The following is a 16,521-nucleotide window of genomic DNA, read 5'->3' on the forward strand; positions in this document are numbered from 1 at the left end:
AGGGGGTTCAGATTATGGACAAAGAGCTAAAATGACCTTTTATTTTAGCTCTTTGTCTTCTTTTTAGCTTGATAAAAAACCTTTGAAGTCCTAGGATCCTAGGAAGGAGCGTGTGAGGGTTTGTCTACAAGCTGAAAGCCCGCATCTTTTGGATACGGGCTTTTTGTGATTAGCGCTATTAATGTTGTACCGGCGGCATTGTTTCGTTAATGACTGCAAATGTATAGCCCCTTGCTTTTAGCTGTATAATCAGGCTATCTAAATAGTTTGTGGTAGAGGGTTGATCATGCATTAATATAACTTTTGGTTCCCATGGTTTATTTTTCTCAAACATTTGCAATTGATTCAATACCTCTGGAACATATTGTGAGTTTTTATATCTCCAGTCAAGACTATCAATCGTCCAGTCCCAGTAAATAAAGCCATTTTGGTTTAAACGTACTTTTTGATGATATGTTAAATTTGGAACACTGCCAAAGGGGGTTCTTACAAGACGGCTGTAGACGCCTGTAACAGAGGCAAGAATACGCTGAGCTTCTCTCATTTCATTTGCGGGAGACTCGCTGTTCTGATAAAAGAGGTTTATATCATGCGTCATGCCATGAAGACCTAATTGATGTCCTTCTTGATAAAGTCTTTTCACAGCTGATTGGTGTGCTTGGATTTGCGGTCCAAGCATGAAGAACGTCGCCTTCACGTGATGTGCTTTTAATACATTTAACAGCTGATTTGATGTAGCAGAAGGACCATCATCAAATGTTAAAAAGACCGTTTTATTCGTTGCCTCTTGGTTTGGATTGGTCTTAAAATGTGTATCCAATGTTCTTGTAGACTGATCTTTTGCTTTCAGACTGATGCTTGTGTCACGGAAGTCACTGCTGGCAGCATTTTTTGCTTGCCCATTGGTCGCCTGCAAATGGGGTTTAGACATATCCCAGATAAAAAAGAGAAACAGTGTAAGAAGCACTAAACCAATTACCTTTGAGAGAAGTATCGTGTTGTAGGGTGTCTTTTTTTTGGAAACCTTTTTCATTACAATCACTCCAGTCAATTAAATTTTGAGCCGAACCATGTTGTAGATTCTTTCTTTTTTCACTGTTTTTCCTGGTACTCATATTGATTAAATATATAGTGGAAAAAATCCTTTTTATATAGAAAATTCAAATGAATTAGAAATTTATGGTTGTTACTTTGTGTTGATCAGCAAAAAAAGGTGATCCATTCATGTTTAAATAAAATCATTCTGAATAATGATCGAAACGTTAATATTTATACGCTAAGATAGCAGCAGATTTGACCATTAATTCGAAGCGAAAGGGAGATTCCGTATGAAAGTGTTGTATAAGTAAAGGGGGGGGGGTGTCTACGTTCTGAACACTTCTCTTTTAGAGGTGTTTTTTTGCATAAAAAAAGCAGGTTCGCTTGGCTTAGAACGAACCTGTGAAGGAGGAAAACTACATCATGTTTTCACCTATATTATCCAATATTTATCAATTGTCGTCAAGACAAAAAGTTAGCCGGAGGAAAATATTTTGACTGAATTGTGACGTTTTGGCATGTATATCCTTTTTTCGGTAGGGGATATTAATCGAAAAAAGAGGTGAAGCCGATGGCGTACATTCTTTCTGTTGGAACGAGTCTGCCAAAACATCATGTGGATCAGAAAAAGGCAGCTGATTTTGCTAGATCCCAATTTAAACGATCGTTTAAAGATATCGACCGGCTGCTGAGAGCTTTTCAAAACGGAGAAATCGAGAGCAGACAGTTTGTGCAGCCAATTGAATGGTATCAGACGCACCACTCTTTTGAGGAGAAAAACAATCTCTATTTGGAAAAAGCATTGGCTCATGCAAAAGAAGCGGTCATACACTGTCTTCATGAGAAGGCGTTCCTGAAAAAACCGATTCCGTTTGAAGAGATCGATGCATTGTTTTTTATTTCAAGCACCGGACTTTCGACACCAAGTCTTGATGCAAAACTGATGAATGTTCTTCCTTTTTCGCCTTATACGAAACGAGTGCCGATCTGGGGGTTAGGGTGCGGGGGCGGAGCGGCAGGGTTGTCCCGGGCTTACGAATACATACGGGCATTTCCAGAAGCAAAGGTGCTGGTTGTCGCCTGTGAACTGTGCAGTTTAACCTTTCAGCCGCAAGATCAATCAAAAAGCAATTTAATCGGGACATCTTTGTTCGGAGACGGGACAGCAGCGGTACTCTTAACTGGAGAAAAAGGTGTATCTGAATACGCCGATCTAAAAACAGTTCCTAGAGTGATTGGTACACAATCCGTCACAATGAAAGAGTCTGAGGATGTGATGGGATGGGAATTTACAAGTGACGGCTTTCGGGTTATTTTCTCCCGTGACATTCCTTCCATTATTTCAGGCTGGTTAAAAGAGCAAGTCGATCAATTTTTAGAGCAGCAAGGGTATTCGGCAGAAGACCTATCAGTTTTTCTTGCCCATCCTGGAGGAAAAAAAGTGATTGATGCCTATATTGAAAGTCTATCCTTACAAGAGGATCAGCTTTTTTCATCAAAAGAAGTACTTAAACAACACGGGAATATGTCCTCTGCCACAGTTTTGTATGTGATCAAACATTATCTTGAACATCAATCCGCTGAAGCGGGAGATATGGGTCTTTGCGGAGCGCTTGGTCCGGGCTTTTCCTCAGAGCTGCTGCTCATGAAATGGGAGGAGGTCTTATCATGATCATTTGGCTCGTCATTGGTTTCTTCGTTTGTCAGCGGCTTATTGAAATGCTTGTGGCTAAAAGAAATGAAAAGAAAGTAAAAGCGATCGGTGCCATTGAATTTGGTGCAAGTCATTATCCTTATATGGTCGCTATGCATGCGGGCTTTTTTCTCTCACTTATGGTTGAGGTATGGGGGTTAAACAGGCCGCCGTCTCGCTATTTTCTTGTGCTTCTCGTTTTCCTGCTGGCCGCACAGTTGATTCGATACTGGGCATTATGTTCTCTTGGGACGTATTGGAATACAAAGATTTTAGTTGTACCAAATGCGATGATGGTGAAAAAAGGACCTTATCGCTGGTTAAAGCATCCTAACTATGTCGTGGTGGCGATTGAGCTTTTGCTGATCCCGCTTTTGTTTAATGCTTATTTTACCGCCATTTTGTTCACATGTTTAAATGCATGGATGATGGCTGTGAGAATTCAAACAGAAGAGAAAGCGCTCAATCAGTATTTGTTAAATTAATATTGAAAATCATTATCAATTGTGATACACTTTCATTAATGATAAGCATTCTCAATCACGAAGGATGGACGGTGATCACATGACAATGGTTTTCTTACTCGGTACGGTCTGTGTATACAGCCTATTAATTGGCTTCGTATTAAAAGGTGTTTCTAAAAAATCTGCTTCCTGATCGCAGTCAATTGCGACTGATCGGGAAGCAGATTTTTTTTATTTCCTCAGATCAGAAGAAAAATCTCTTCATTTTGTGTAAAATGGTATCACATACATAACTGACTTTTCTAAAAACAAAGGGGTTTATCGTCATGGAAGACTTGTCTATTCGAGATTCGCTCGTTCAAACTACAGGTGCTTTATATCAAAGCCTTCTTAAAAGGGATGATCATGAACGCGCAGCCAAACTTGCATCGATTATCAAAAAGGAAGCAGAAGAAGAAGTGTATATCGCATTTACCGGCCACTATTCAGCTGGAAAGTCATCTCTTGTGAATCATCTGCTTCATGATCACATCCTGCCAACGAGTCCAATTCCAACAAGTGCCAACTTGGTCGTCGTGAGGAAAGGGAAGAGTGAAGTAAAGCTTCACACCTCAGATGGCCGCTTTGCAAAAATGAGCGGTTCTTATGATAAAGAAGCAGTTCAGCGTTTTTGTAAGGATGGAGAACAGATTGAAATGGTGGAAATTAGCGGGGACTATAGAGGACTGGAAGAAAAGGTAGCAGTGATTGATACGCCCGGAATTGATTCAACGGATCATGCTCACTTTTTATCTGCTGCGTCTATTCTTCATCAAGCAGATGCTCTTTTTTATGTCGTTCATTACAACCATGTTCATTCTGAGGAAAACATTCGTTTCATTCGCTCCATTAAAGAGAAAGTGCCAAATCTTTATTTCATCGTCAATCAAGTCGATCGACATGATGAGCATGAGACAGCATTTGAAGACTACAAAAATCAAGTAGTTGATATGCTTCAAAAAGAAGGCATTGAAGAAGAACATCTATACTTTACATCTGTAACCGATGAGTCGCATCCAAGAAACGAAATGATTCGTTTAATCGAGAAACTGCAAGAATTACAAACATTGCCGAAAGCATCGCTTCGCGCCTATACCGAGCAGAAAATAGAGCATGTTTTAAAAGAACATATTGACTCATTAAAAGAAGAGCTGCAGGAAGAGGATCTGGATTTACAGCTTCAAGAAAAAAGAAAAGAAGTGAAGGAACTTGAAGCGAGAAGCAGCTTCATTGAAAATGGAGCAAAACAGTTAGAAGATGAAGTGTCTTCTGAAGTCGAGAACATTTTAAAAAATGCAAATCTAACCCCATTTAAAATGAGGGAGCTCGCAAGTGATTATATTGAATCGAAAGCACCTGGCTTTAAGGTAGGTCTGCTGTTCGCTAAAAATAAAACCGAGCAGGAAAAAGAAAAGCGGGCGAACGAGTTCTTAGCAGATGTCAAAGCAAGAATGAAAGCAGAAGTAGACTGGCATATTGCTGAGCTGCTCAAAAAAGAAGTCAAGAAACATCAGCTTGGTGAAGAGCTATTAAATCAAGTGATGGCATTTGAAACACCTGTAGAAGAATCACTGCTTGAAAACGTGATCCATCACGGTGCGACATTTTCAAATGAATACGTTTTGCAATATGCAAAAGATGCGGGTGAAGCACTGAAAAGACAGACGAAACAGAAAGCAATACCATTGATTGAACAAATGACCGAGATGCTGAAAACCCAGCTCCTGAATGAAAAGGGAAAGCAGCAAGATAAATGGGTCCAGGCAGCACAGGAGCTCCAAGCGCTGGAGCAATGCATGGAAAAAAATGATCACATCAGAAAAGATATTGAGCATGTATGGGATATATGGCAAAACGGAACAAATGAGCAGATCGAAGAAGATTGGTTTTATGTGAAAAAACACCGGATGCAGCATGACGAGCTAAATCAGAATCAAACATCAACTCATACCGAAGAAAGCGAAAAAGAAAATCAGCAGCAGACAGAGCTTGATCAAATGCGACAATCACAGCATATCCCGACAGCGCAGTCGATTGACCAGTTTGAGCAGCTTTCTCAAATTTTAATGCCATTAAACGCGCTTGGGTCTCAAAGAAAGTCCTTTGAAAAACGAACAAAGCGGTTGCAAGCGAAGGAATTTACACTCGCCTTATTCGGTGCTTTTAGTTCGGGGAAATCTTCGTTTGCCAATGCCCTTGTTGGGAGAAAGGTGCTGCCATCATCTCCTACACCAACGACGGCCACGATCAATAAGCTGACCCGGCCGACAGAAGACCATCCGCATGAAAGTGTGAAAGTGGTGTTTAAAACCGAGCAGGAAATATTAGAGGAGCTCGATCAAATTCTCGGTTATTCTATAACAGAAGAAAAGGGAGATACGTTTCAAGCGAAACTCGAGCGGACGCTGAAAAAAAGAGAGCTTGAACAGGATCACCGCATCATTGTTGACCATTTTTTAAACGCTCATGAAACGTTCCGTGATTCGATTCAAAAACAAACGCCGCTCAATGTCACCCTGCAAGAATTAAAGCCATATGTGGCTGAAGAGGCTGTTTCTTGTGTGGTGAAGGAAGTGACGGTCTATTTAAGTACACCTTTAACAGATAAAGGACTGACGATTGTTGATACACCAGGCGCCAGCAGTATGAATAAACGTCACACAGAGATTGCCTTTCAATATATGAAGGATGCTGATGCCCTTCTTTATTTAACTTACTACCAGCATTCTTTCTCAAAAGCAGACCGGTCATTTTTACGTAAACTCGGGCTTGTAAAAGATTCATTTAGCATGGATAAAATGTTTTTTATTATCAATGCAGCTGACCTCGCAAAGGATCAAGCAGAGCTTGAAACCGTCTTTGACTATGTGAAAAATGAGCTCACAAAAGAAGGCATCAGGCACCCAAACCTTCATCACGTATCCAGCAAAGAAGAGATCGAAGGAAAGGGACAGTCGCCTTATAACCAGTATGCACAGCTTAGAACACAGCTCGACTATTTTATTGAGGAAGAATTAACGAAAGATGCGATTGAGCTTCTGTATTTTGAAGCTAGTACATTATGTAGAACAGTTGACAAGCTGCATGAGACGCTGCATCAGTCGGAAGATGAAAAGCAAGCAGAAAAGAAAAAGATAAACACATCCTATGAAGCGATCGTTGATCAAATGAGCTATATTAAACGATCTAAGCTAGTGACAGAAAGTGTGAAAAAGGACTTGCACGAACAGCTTTACCACATTGTTCAGCGCTTGTCACTTTATGCTAATGATCTGTTAAAGACAGCCTTTTATCCTGGAATATCTCAAGGGGACTTCAGACAGGAGTTGAAAAAAGCGCTTGAACAGGCGCTAAAGGATTATGAATTTGAATTTGTACAGGAGATAAAAGCGCTTGATATTCGAATGGAATCGTTTATCACTCAATATTTCAAAGAGGAGTGGGAGAAAGGATTACAGGCTGCGTGTGCAGAAGATCCTTACTTTTCTCTCCGGCTGTCGCCGCCAGATGAGAAAAATGCCGAGCTGAAACAAATTGAAGTGGAAGCGGACCTGACGCCGTTTGAGCCGCTCTTAAAGAAGCAAAAATCAGCGAAAGCTTTCTTTGAACAGAACGGGAAGGCAGCGTTTATAGAAGCGATTCGAGATGTTCTTTTCCAGTTAACGACGAAATGGGCAGATAAAGAAAAAGAAGAACTACAGAGCAGATACGATATGATGGTGAAGACCTTTACTGAAAGATATGAAACAGAAGCGCTCAAGCAGCTGAGTGAACAAAAACAAACATTTATCATGAGCTTGACGACAGATGCGAAAGAGCAGGCGATGATAGAACAAGTATACAAGCAAACAAATGAATGGAAGAACCAGTTGAAAACCATTTGATTCATGATAGACTATATAAAAAAGAAAGCAGTTGATAAAAAATGACGAGCGTACACGAAGAAATTTCCGCACATTCACAAAAACAGAATGCTCATATCAAATCGTTTCTTGCGCTTGAGCAGAAAAGAGAGCAGGCAATAGAGACTGCTGTTTTGAAGTGTGAGCAAAACGAGCCATTTACAACTGACGAGATCAATGAAATTACTTCGAAGATGAATGAGCTTGCACGAGGCGGAATTGTTCCGCTGCGTAAGCATGTCACGATTGATATGGTCAGGGAGTATGTCGAACGAAAACAGAAGTAAAGAGTAACTTTCTCTTTTTTGGTCATCTTAACAAGTGAACCGAGAAAGGGGAATGATGATGGAAAAAAAACAGCATGCAAAAAAGCAGGATGAGCGTCATCCTAAACAAAAAGAGATGCCGTCCTACGCAGAAGCAGAATCGAAAAAAATGCAATACGGTCAAAAGTAATCCCCAGGTGCCACTTCTTTTCCAAAAGAAGAAGGCGCCTTTTTTATGTCGAATTCTATGTTCTATGATAGAATAGGAGTATTGTTTTGAAAAAGGGAGTTTATAAGAATGAATAAACACGTATTGCTTGTTGATGGCATGGCGCTTCTATTCAGATCGTTTTATGCAACGGCTGTCCATCGAAATTTTATGATAAATGATCACGGTGTCCCGACGAATGGAGTAAATGGCTATTTGAAGCATTTATTAACCGCTGTTCAAACATTTGAGCCAACCCATATTGTTTGCTGCTGGGATATGGGAAGCCAAACATACCGAAATGAATTGTTTCAAGATTATAAAGCAAATCGAGGAGAGGCACCTGTCGAGCTCATTCCGCAATTCGATTTAGCAAAGGAAGCGACAGAAGAACTAGGAATTGTAAATGTTGGTATAAAGGGCTTTGAGGCAGATGATTGTATCGGCACGCTGGCGGCAGTCTATCAGAATGAAGCACGTGTGACTGTCCTAACTGGGGACAGAGATTTGCTGCAAATATTGAATGAACAAGTGACGGTTGCTCTAATGCAAAAAGGAATCGGGAACTATAAACATTATACTAAAGCTTTATTTGAAGAGGAAATGGGCATCTCTCCAAAGGCGCTGATCGATATGAAAGCACTTATGGGGGATTCAAGTGATAATTACCCAGGCGTCAAAGGAATCGGAGAAAAAACAGCATTAAAATTTATTCAAACATATCAAACCATTGACGGATTATTAGAAAATGTTCATGAACTAACGGCTGCCCAGCAAAAGAAAATGCAAGCAGGATTAGAAGATTTGAAGCTTTCCCGTTTATTGGCAGAGATCAAATGTGATGTCCCGCTGAGCTGTCCAATAGATGAGACGAAGGTGAACATCAATCAAGAACGGGCTGCTGCCATGCTGAGATACCATCAAATCAAAGGAATTGAACCGATGGTGAATCGGTTAAGTAAAATAGAGATCAGCTAAGCTGATCCCTACATTCATCTTTTTGTATTGCTTTTCTTCGCTCTATTTTCGAGCTGAGATAGTGGCTGCTTATCTTTTGTTTGCGCATCACCTTGAGGCGTTGTCCCATTTGTGACACGACCTTTATTTTCTTTATCCAATCAGTATCACCTCATACATTAGCATAACCGAAAAAAAGCGATTCATCCTTTAGAAAGGTGAATCGCTTTTCTAGCGAGCTGATCAGCTACATGATTTTCCTTGCTTGGAATCCACTTAATGAAAAATAAATCAAACTGGCTTTGAAGCTCGATCATCTCTTTTATAAAATGCTGAAAGGCTGGATTTTTAGCAAATCCTGCATTGGCTGCACGGTCAACTACCTGTGAATCTGTTCGAAACGAAACGGATCGCAGTCCTTTTTCTACGCAGATTTTCATCCCTTCAATGAGAGCGGAAAATTCTGCTTCGTGATTGCTCATTGATCCAAGAGGAATCGAGAAAGATTCTGCCTTTCCATCATATTTAATGAAAATGCCGATGCCAGAAGGACCCGGATTACCTGCGCTAGCACCATCAATGTATATTTCAGCTGGCAATTTATTTCACCCTTTCATCAAGCGGAACCATTTTTTTCGCTGCATACGCGTATGGTGTCGCAATCGCGGCGACGATAAATTTAATCACATAAGTCGTGATGAAGATTTCGATCCATACATGAAATGGATAGGTGCCAAGAAAGGCAATTGTTGTGAAGATCAGTGTATCAAGCAGCTGGCTGATCATCGTACTTCCAGCGTTGCGCACCCAGAGCGCACCATCGGAAGGAAATATCCGGCGAATAAACGAATATACATAAACATCTAACATTTGACTGATGATATAAGCAGCAAGACTGCCAAGTGCGACCCTTGGCATAAAGCCAAAAATGGTTTCCAGGGATGTTTGAGAAATGTCGGATGGAGCGGGATGGAAAAGTAAAGCCTCCTGCATGACAACGGTTAGTGTTAAAAGAGTGGCAAAACCAATCCAGACAGCTTTTCTCGCTTCATTTTGTCCATATTTTTCATTCAATACGTCCGTTGCAAAAAACACACTGCCATATAAAATGTTTCCAAGTGTTGCCGTTAAGCCAAACAATTCAACGGTTTTGACCACTTGTAAATTTGCAGCCACCGTCGCAAAGCCAATCCAGACGAAAAGGCCCATCTTGCCAAATCCTTTATAAAATAGAAGAACAATGATAAAATTAATGATCGCAAATAAGATCCAAATACCTTCATTAAACAAGTGACATGAACTTCCTTTCTCATTGTGAAATGTAACTTTTTGATTATAGCATAACGAACGTTTACCTTAAAAGCACGGGAAGGCGATGTGATCAATGAAATTAAGAGCACACTATACAATGAAAGTGAAATCGATTGGGTCCATTGCTTTTTTCCAAGAAGATTGGATGGAGCTAAAAGAGGCCTTGATTTTAGCCAAACATATCGACAAAAAAGAACCACAGTCACTCCTATCATTTGAAGATGAAAAAGGGGCGATGTGGTCTATTAAAGAACTTGAAAAGCTAAATGAAGAACTAAAGCTTGAACCTGATCAGCTTCAGGTCTATTTTGATGCAAGTTTTCACAAAGAAACAGGCGACTCTGGTCTTGGGGTTGTCGTTTACTATAAGCTCGGAGAAGATGCTTATCGTTTGAGAAAAAATCAGCCCTTCCAAGGAATCACCAATAATGAAGCAGAGTATGCAGCTTTATTTGAGGCTGTCAAAGCTTTAAAAGACCTTGGAGCAAGCAGAAATTCTGTCACGATTAGAGGCGATTCACTTGTTGTCATGAATCAGTTAAAAGGAGAATGGCCTTGTTATGATGATATACATAACAAATGGCTCGACCGGATTGAAGCGGCTTTAAAGGAGCTGAGGCTTACGCCAACATATGAAGTCATCGATCGTAAACAAAATGCAGAAGCGGATCAGCTTGCAAGGCAGATGCTTGCAGACGTTCCAATTGAAAGTAAATTGAAATTAGAAGCAGACGGAGCTGAATAATGTGGATAAAAAAACAGCAGTACAAGAATTGACGGATCTCCAAGACACGTATTGTTCAGATTGTTTGATTAAGAAGCACTTTCGAAAAGAATATGGAAAAAAATACGCCCACTCCTTTTGTATTCAGCAATGCACAGTAGGAGAGAAAATAAAAGAATACGGACAGACGCTGCTTAAAAAGTAAGCGGCTGCCGCCCCGGTTTTCCCTGCTCAAACATCCGCTCATGAAAAAAAACGGATAGAATGTGTAAAAAGAGAACATATTCTGAAAAATGAGCCGATATAACTATAGAAAGTTTTGGTTGAGTTACTTTTTGACTAAGTGACGGATAATAGAGGAAAAGGGGAAGGCCGGCATGGATAATAAGGATTTCGAAACGGTATTACATCGAACATTTCAAGAGGTATACAGCGATCTAGAGCAGCTAGTAGATGTAGCAAAGAAGGGAAGACCTTTTCTCGAAAAAGATATTTCTGAAATTGAACAACGACTGAAGCAAAATATTTTAGCAATTGAAATTCAGCTGAAAATCAAATAAGAGAGGCATATGCCTCTCTTTATTTTGTCGTTTCATCATTGATTTAGTTGATTAGATTTTTGTTACGTTTGCAGCTTGAGGTCCACGATTACCTTCAACGATTTCAAAAGAAACTTCTTGTCCTTCTTCTAAAGACTTGTAGCCGTCACCTTCGATAGCTGTGAAGTGAACGAATACATCGTCTCCGCCTTCAACTTCAATGAAGCCGAAACCTTTTTCATTATTGAACCATTTTACTTTACCGTTTTGCATATTGCTTTTTCCTCCTAGTACTGTAGCACACCTTTTGGCATACTAAAAAAAATTTTCATCACCTAACGACTTTGCAGTTGTTAAATGATGGTTCCACTATACACCATCAAAAGTAAAGCGTCAAGCAGGCGAGCCAAATTTTGAGCAGAATGTTTGATTTTTTTTTTTTTTTTGGTGAATAACAATGAAATATAAAACGTTTTCGGAACCTCACGTGCAGCTTGTCCGTATATAAAAAAAATACAAAAAGAGGTGCAATCATGAATCGTTATACACTTGAAGAATTTGTTCAGAATACGCAGCAAGAAGATAAAGGAGAAGGGGTCTTCGAACTTGAAACACCAAGACTTTTAGAAATTAATTTGACTGACACGATTTGGGCAAAAACGGGTTCCATGGTTTCCTATCGAGGGAAAATCAAATTTGAACGTGAAGGTGTTTTTGAGCACGGCGTCTCCAAGATGTTCAAAAAAATGCTTTCAGGAGAAGGCACCTCACTAATGAAGGCGACAGGTGATGGGAAATTATATGTGGCAGATCAAGGTAAAAAAATCTCGATTCTTCGTTTGGCTCAAGGAGAATCCATTTTTGTGAATGGAAACGACCTGCTTGCGTTTGAACCATCTGTCCGCTGGGATATCAAATTAATGAAAAAAGTGTCTGGTATGCTTGCAGGCGGATTATTTAATGTCAAATTAGAAGGACCGGGCTTAGTTGCAATCACAAGTCATTATGAGCCGCTGACACTCATTGTTCAGCCGGGTGATTCTGTTTATACAGATCCGAATGCGACTGTTGCGTGGTCAGGGGATTTAAAAACTGAATTTGTGACAGATGTTTCCTTTAAAACGTTTATTGGCAGGGGAAGCGGAGAGTCCATTCAAATGAAGTTTACCGGAAGCGGCTTTGTTGTCGTTCAGCCGTTTGAAGAAGTATACACAACAAATGGAAATCAAGGGTGAGGAAAAAGGTGTCCGTCAATGACGGACACCTTTTTATGATAATGCGCGAGCATATGTTTTGTTATTCATGATGAGATCTGACTGCTCAACGATATCTTCCAAAATGGTTTGAGAAGATTGTTTTAAGTGCAGTTTTTTCATGTTTTGTTTCATTGTTTCTAATTTTTCTTCGTCCTGCAGCAAGTTGGTCACAGATTCTAAAATGTCTTCATGTCGGTTAATGACAATGGCAGCGCCATATTCCTCAAAGAAAAGAGCATTTTCCTTTTCTTGTCCAGGGACAGGCTTATAAAGAATGACCGGGACACCGATTGCAGTTGCTTCTGTTAAAGTAATGCCGCCTGGTTTTGTAATCATACAATCTGTTACTCTGAACAATTCATCAATTTGTTCCACATATCCAAGCGCCTTCAATTGATCTGGGTGTGCTTGTTCAAGAACGCTAAGCGATTGTTTCAGCGCGGCGTTCTTTCCGCATACAACAACAATTTGTACTTCACTGTCGAGAAGCAGCGCCTCACATAATTCCTTCACATTTTTTAGTACACCGTGAGCACCGGCCATGATGAGAAGAACTTTTTTATCTGATGATAATCCATATTTCTTATAGATCATCGATTGTGGCACGTCTGCTTCAAACTGTGGTCTAATAGGAATACCTGTCACCTTGACATCGCTTGGATGTGTGCCGATTTCCACTAATTTTTGTTTCACATAATCGGTTGCAACATAGTATCGGTCGATGTTTTCATGTACCCAAATCTTATGGAGACAAAAATCTGTCATGACATTAAAAGTCGGAATCACTTTACCTGTTTTGTTTCGGTATTCTGGTACAACAATCATCGGGAATGTAATAATGATGATGTCCGGATTGTGTAACTGAATTAATTCATCGAGACGCTTATTTCCCATCTTTAAATAAATGTTAAATTTGCGTTTATTGTAAATTTTATCTACACCGTAATAAAACAAGCGATAAAATTGTTTCCCAATGGAAAAGCTCTTCAAGTATAAATATTGAGTCACTTCTGACACAATGGGATTCGATTCTTGATACAAATTAGAAACTACAACATGTTCAAACCCTTGGGATTTGCATTCATCATACAGTGTTTTTGCTACCTGCATATGTCCATTTCCATAATTTGCGGTCAAGATTAATATTTTTTTATTGGTATTCAAGAATATTCACCTCAAATGTAATCAACAACAACAAAACTTCGTACGAAAACTATTAATCTCATAGGTCTACATATACATAAAGATAACATATAAACAGTTAGAGCATATCATTCGTTACGAAAGAATTAAACTAATTTTAAAAAACAAACAGATTCAATTGATAATGGAAGACAGAGCCATTTGTATTTTAACACATTTTGACGATTTATCATCAGACCACAGTCTATTTTATTCCCAAACGTATGGTGTTTCTTGATAAACATAATAATTTAGCCAATTCATAAACAATAAGGTTGCATGGGCTTTCCAGCGATTTACTGGGATTAATGTGTCACCATCTTCTATAAAATAGTGGACAGGTTTTTGGACTGTATCATGTTTCAACAAATCTCTTTCATATTCCTGCATCAATGTATCTGTATCATATTCAGGATGTCCAGTTAAAAATACTTGTTTATCATCATCTGAAACAATTAAACAAACACCCGCTTCTTCAGACATACTCAAGACTTTCAAATTCGGCGTGTTTTTTAATTGTTCTGTATTAATATCTGTATGCCTAGAATGTGGGACATAGTATACTTCATCAAAACCTCTGACTAATCTTTCTTTTTTCTCTTTCACAATATGCTCAAATACACCAAATTTTTTCTCGGGAAGCTTGATTTTTTCAATCCCGTAATGGTGATATAAACCTGCCTGTGCACCCCAGCAAATATGAAGGGTAGACGTTACATTGGTTTTACTCCAGTCCAAAATGTCCTGCAGCTCTTTCCAATAAGAAACTTCTTCAAAAGGTAAGTGCTCAATTGGTGCGCCAGTGATGATCATTCCATCAAATTTTTTATGGCGGATCGATTCAAAGGTCGTATAAAATTCATCTAGATGCTCTCTCGACGTATTCTTCGGTGTATGTGTACTTGGAATCAAAAACGTGAAGTACACTTGTAAAGGAGAATTTCCGAGCATTCTCAGCAGCTGCGTTTCAGTTTGTATTTTTTTTGGCATTAAATTTAAGATCACGATATTCAAAGGACGGATATCTTGCTTGAATGCCCTTGTCTCATCCATGACGAAAATATTTTCGCTCTCTAGTATTTGTTTTGCCGGCAGATGAACTGGTATGTTAATAGGCAACTCGCCACCCCCTGAACCAAAGCTAATTTCACTTCATTATAGGAACTTTCTGGCGATATTTCAATGTTTCAATTATGTTACAATGAAAAATAGAGCAAAAAAGAATGCTGTTTCTGTAAAAAAAGGAGGCCATTTTGTTATGATCACAAAGCATTTATCTGATATTGACATTGCCCAAAAGGCTAAGCTGAGACCGATTCAAGACATCGCAGCAAAGCTGCAAATACATGACGAAGAATTAGAATGCTATGGTTTCACAAAAGCGAAAATATCTTTGACTATTTTTGACCGTTTAAAGAAACAAAAAGAAGGACACGTGATTCTTGTCACTTCGATTAACCCTACGCCAGCAGGTGAGGGGAAATCCACCGTAACTGTCGGCCTTGGTCAATCCTTTGAAAAAATTGGCAAAAAAGCGATCGTTGCGATGCGTGAGCCATCATTAGGTCCTACAATGGGGATTAAAGGCGGAGCAGCGGGCGGAGGATATTCACAGGTGCTGCCAATGGAAGAAATCAATCTTCATTTCACAGGGGATTTTCATGCCATTACATCTGCACATAACGCCTTATCTGCATTTATTGATAACCATATCCATCACGGAAATGAACTCGGTATCGACACGCGGCGCATTGTGTGGAAGCGGGTGCTTGATTTAAACGATCGTGCATTAAGACAGGTCGTTGTCGGACTTGGCGGTCAGTTAAATGGGTATCCTAGAGAAGACGGATTTGATATTACAGTGGCTTCCGAAATGATGGCGATCCTCTGTTTAGCAGAAGACTTAAACGACTTAAAAAAACGTCTTTCTTCTATTGTTGTTGCCTATAATCAAGAAGGCGAGCCAGTCACAGTGGGAGCACTTGGATATGAAGGTGTTCTGACGCTACTTTTAAAAGACGCACTCAAACCGAACCTTGTTCAAACGATTGAAGGAACCCCAGCCCTTGTCCATGGCGGTCCTTTTGCTAATATTGCACATGGATGCAATAGTTTAATTGCAACCAAAATGGCAGCAAAATTAGCTGATTATGTCGTTACAGAAGCTGGATTTGGTGCAGACCTTGGAGCAGAAAAGTTCCTGCACATTAAAACAAGAGCTGGTGAATTCAAACCTAGTGCAGTTGTCATTGTCGCAACAGTGAGAGCATTAAAGATGCATGGCGGAATGAAGAAAACCGAACTCAAAGAAGAGAATGCACACGCCGTATTAGAAGGTATACATAATTTAGAAAAGCATATTGAAACCGTGCAAGCTTTTGGTCTTCCATATATTGTGGCGGTAAACCGGTTTATAACGGATACAAAAGAAGAGATTCAAGCGATAGAAGATTGGTGCGGCAAACATGGCCATCCAGTCAAAGCCGTGAATGTATGGGAAGAAGGAGGCGAAGGCGGAACAGCTCTTGCCGAGGAACTAGCAGCACTCATTGAAAAGAAAAAGAACAACTTTACCTATTTGTATGAAGAGAACGATTCCATCGAAGAAAAGTTATATAAAGTGGCCAAAGTGGTTTACGGTGCAGATGGGGTCACGCTCACAACTAAAGCAAGAAAGCAGCTGGCTGCCATTGAAGAAAACGGCTGGGCTCATTTACCGGTTTGTATGGCAAAAACACAATATTCTCTTTCAGATGATCCAGCTTTAATCGGCAGACCTAAAGGCTTTACCATTACGATTCGAGAGTTAAAGCCGTCTGTAGGAGCAGGGTTTATTGTAGCCTTAACCGGAAGCATTTTAACAATGCCTGGATTACCTAAAAAACCCGCGGCTCTTGAAATGGATTTATTAGAAGACGGCAGTGTAACAGGACTCTTTTAAA

18 protein-coding genes are annotated in these 16,521 nt (G+C 39.8%); 11 read left to right on the plus strand and 7 right to left on the minus strand.

The annotated features are described in order from the left end of the window. Positions 1-178: 178 nt before the first annotated feature. Complete coding sequence (locus tag BA81_RS03795) at positions 179-1,033, minus strand: polysaccharide deacetylase family protein (protein WP_034280497.1); 855 nt, start codon at positions 1,031-1,033, stop codon at positions 179-181. 576 nt (positions 1,034-1,609) lie between these two features. On the opposite strand from BA81_RS03795, the gene BA81_RS03800 reads away from it, so the two are divergent. The 6 genes from BA81_RS03800 (at position 1,610) to BA81_RS03820 (ending at position 8,588) form a co-directional block, all read left to right on the plus strand. Then, positions 1,610-2,710 (plus strand): type III polyketide synthase, encoded by a 1,101-nt coding sequence (locus BA81_RS03800; protein WP_034280500.1) that lies wholly within the window; start codon positions 1,610-1,612, stop codon positions 2,708-2,710. Further along, positions 2,707-3,216: an isoprenylcysteine carboxyl methyltransferase family protein gene (locus BA81_RS03805; RefSeq protein WP_034280503.1), complete on the plus strand. Its 510-nt coding sequence runs from the start codon at positions 2,707-2,709 to the stop codon at positions 3,214-3,216. Before BA81_RS03800 ends, BA81_RS03805 begins: the two co-directional genes overlap by 4 nt. 85 nt (positions 3,217-3,301) lie before the next feature. Beyond that, entirely contained in the window at positions 3,302-3,388 is an 87-nt protein-coding gene (locus tag BA81_RS19535; protein ID WP_226340839.1) for a Fur-regulated basic protein FbpC, read from the plus strand. A 133-nt stretch (positions 3,389-3,521) separates the two neighbouring features. Further along, entirely contained in the window at positions 3,522-7,118 is a 3,597-nt protein-coding gene (dynA, locus tag BA81_RS03810; protein ID WP_034280506.1) for a dynamin GTPase, read from the plus strand. A gap of 41 nt (positions 7,119-7,159) precedes the next feature. Beyond that, complete coding sequence (locus BA81_RS03815; protein ID WP_024422753.1) at positions 7,160-7,423, plus strand: YpbS family protein; 264 nt, start codon at positions 7,160-7,162, stop codon at positions 7,421-7,423. Between the two features lie 277 nt (positions 7,424-7,700). Beyond that, positions 7,701-8,588 carry a 5'-3' exonuclease gene (locus tag BA81_RS03820; protein ID WP_024428128.1) on the plus strand — a complete coding sequence of 296 codons (888 nt, stop codon included), beginning with the start codon at positions 7,701-7,703 and terminating at the stop codon, positions 8,586-8,588. 14 nt (positions 8,589-8,602) lie between these two features. Here the strand turns inward: BA81_RS03820 and BA81_RS03825 are convergent, their stop codons facing one another. Genes BA81_RS03825 through BA81_RS03835 form a run of 3 tightly spaced genes read right to left on the minus strand, consistent with a single transcriptional unit; the run spans position 8,603 to position 9,857 of the window. Then, entirely contained in the window at positions 8,603-8,728 is a 126-nt protein-coding gene (locus BA81_RS03825; protein WP_003215584.1) for a hypothetical protein, read from the minus strand. A 42-nt stretch (positions 8,729-8,770) separates the two neighbouring features. Continuing rightward, on the minus strand, positions 8,771-9,166 hold the full coding sequence (locus tag BA81_RS03830) for a reverse transcriptase-like protein (RefSeq protein ID WP_024428129.1): 396 nt from the start codon (positions 9,164-9,166) through the stop codon (positions 8,771-8,773). Between the two features lies 1 nt (position 9,167). Beyond that, the gene (locus BA81_RS03835; protein ID WP_024422750.1) at positions 9,168-9,857 is read right to left on the minus strand and encodes a queuosine precursor transporter; all 690 of its coding nucleotides are present in this window, start codon (positions 9,855-9,857) and stop codon (positions 9,168-9,170) included. 94 nt (positions 9,858-9,951) lie between these two features. Here BA81_RS03835 and BA81_RS03840 point away from each other — a divergent pair, with 94 nt between their 5' ends. The 3 genes from BA81_RS03840 (at position 9,952) to BA81_RS03850 (ending at position 11,162) form a co-directional block, all read left to right on the plus strand. Next, on the plus strand, positions 9,952-10,623 hold the full coding sequence (locus BA81_RS03840; protein WP_024428130.1) for a ribonuclease H family protein: 672 nt from the start codon (positions 9,952-9,954) through the stop codon (positions 10,621-10,623). A gap of 1 nt (position 10,624) precedes the next feature. Further along, positions 10,625-10,807, plus strand: coding sequence for a zinc-finger domain-containing protein (locus tag BA81_RS03845; protein ID WP_024422748.1), 183 nt, complete (start codon positions 10,625-10,627; stop codon positions 10,805-10,807). A 172-nt stretch (positions 10,808-10,979) separates the two neighbouring features. Then, on the plus strand, positions 10,980-11,162 hold the full coding sequence (locus BA81_RS03850; protein WP_008346368.1) for a hypothetical protein: 183 nt from the start codon (positions 10,980-10,982) through the stop codon (positions 11,160-11,162). 51 nt (positions 11,163-11,213) lie between these two features. Here BA81_RS03850 and cspD read toward each other — a convergent pair whose 3' ends face one another. After that, positions 11,214-11,414: a cold-shock protein CspD gene (cspD, locus tag BA81_RS03855; protein ID WP_003215784.1), complete on the minus strand. Its 201-nt coding sequence runs from the start codon at positions 11,412-11,414 to the stop codon at positions 11,214-11,216. Between the two features lie 260 nt (positions 11,415-11,674). On the opposite strand from cspD, the gene BA81_RS03860 reads away from it, so the two are divergent. After that, positions 11,675-12,376, plus strand: a complete 702-nt coding sequence (locus tag BA81_RS03860; protein WP_034280509.1) for an AIM24 family protein — start codon at positions 11,675-11,677, stop codon at positions 12,374-12,376. Positions 12,377-12,409: 33 nt separating this feature from the next. Here the strand turns inward: BA81_RS03860 and BA81_RS03865 are convergent, their stop codons facing one another. Continuing rightward, a complete protein-coding gene (locus BA81_RS03865; protein WP_034280512.1) occupies positions 12,410-13,561 on the minus strand; it encodes a diglucosyl diacylglycerol synthase in 1,152 nt (383 codons plus the stop codon). Positions 13,562-13,789: 228 nt separating this feature from the next. Further along, on the minus strand, positions 13,790-14,698 hold the full coding sequence (metA, locus tag BA81_RS03870; RefSeq protein ID WP_024428133.1) for a homoserine O-acetyltransferase MetA: 909 nt from the start codon (positions 14,696-14,698) through the stop codon (positions 13,790-13,792). 139 nt (positions 14,699-14,837) lie between these two features. On the opposite strand from metA, the gene BA81_RS03875 reads away from it, so the two are divergent. Beyond that, positions 14,838-16,520 (plus strand): formate--tetrahydrofolate ligase, encoded by a 1,683-nt coding sequence (locus tag BA81_RS03875; RefSeq protein WP_034280514.1) that lies wholly within the window; start codon positions 14,838-14,840, stop codon positions 16,518-16,520. The last annotated feature ends 1 nt before the right edge of the window (position 16,521 follow it).

Origin of the sequence: Bacillus safensis FO-36b, assembly GCF_000691165.1 — a bacterium.
Taxonomy (GTDB): domain Bacteria; phylum Bacillota; class Bacilli; order Bacillales; family Bacillaceae; genus Bacillus; species Bacillus safensis.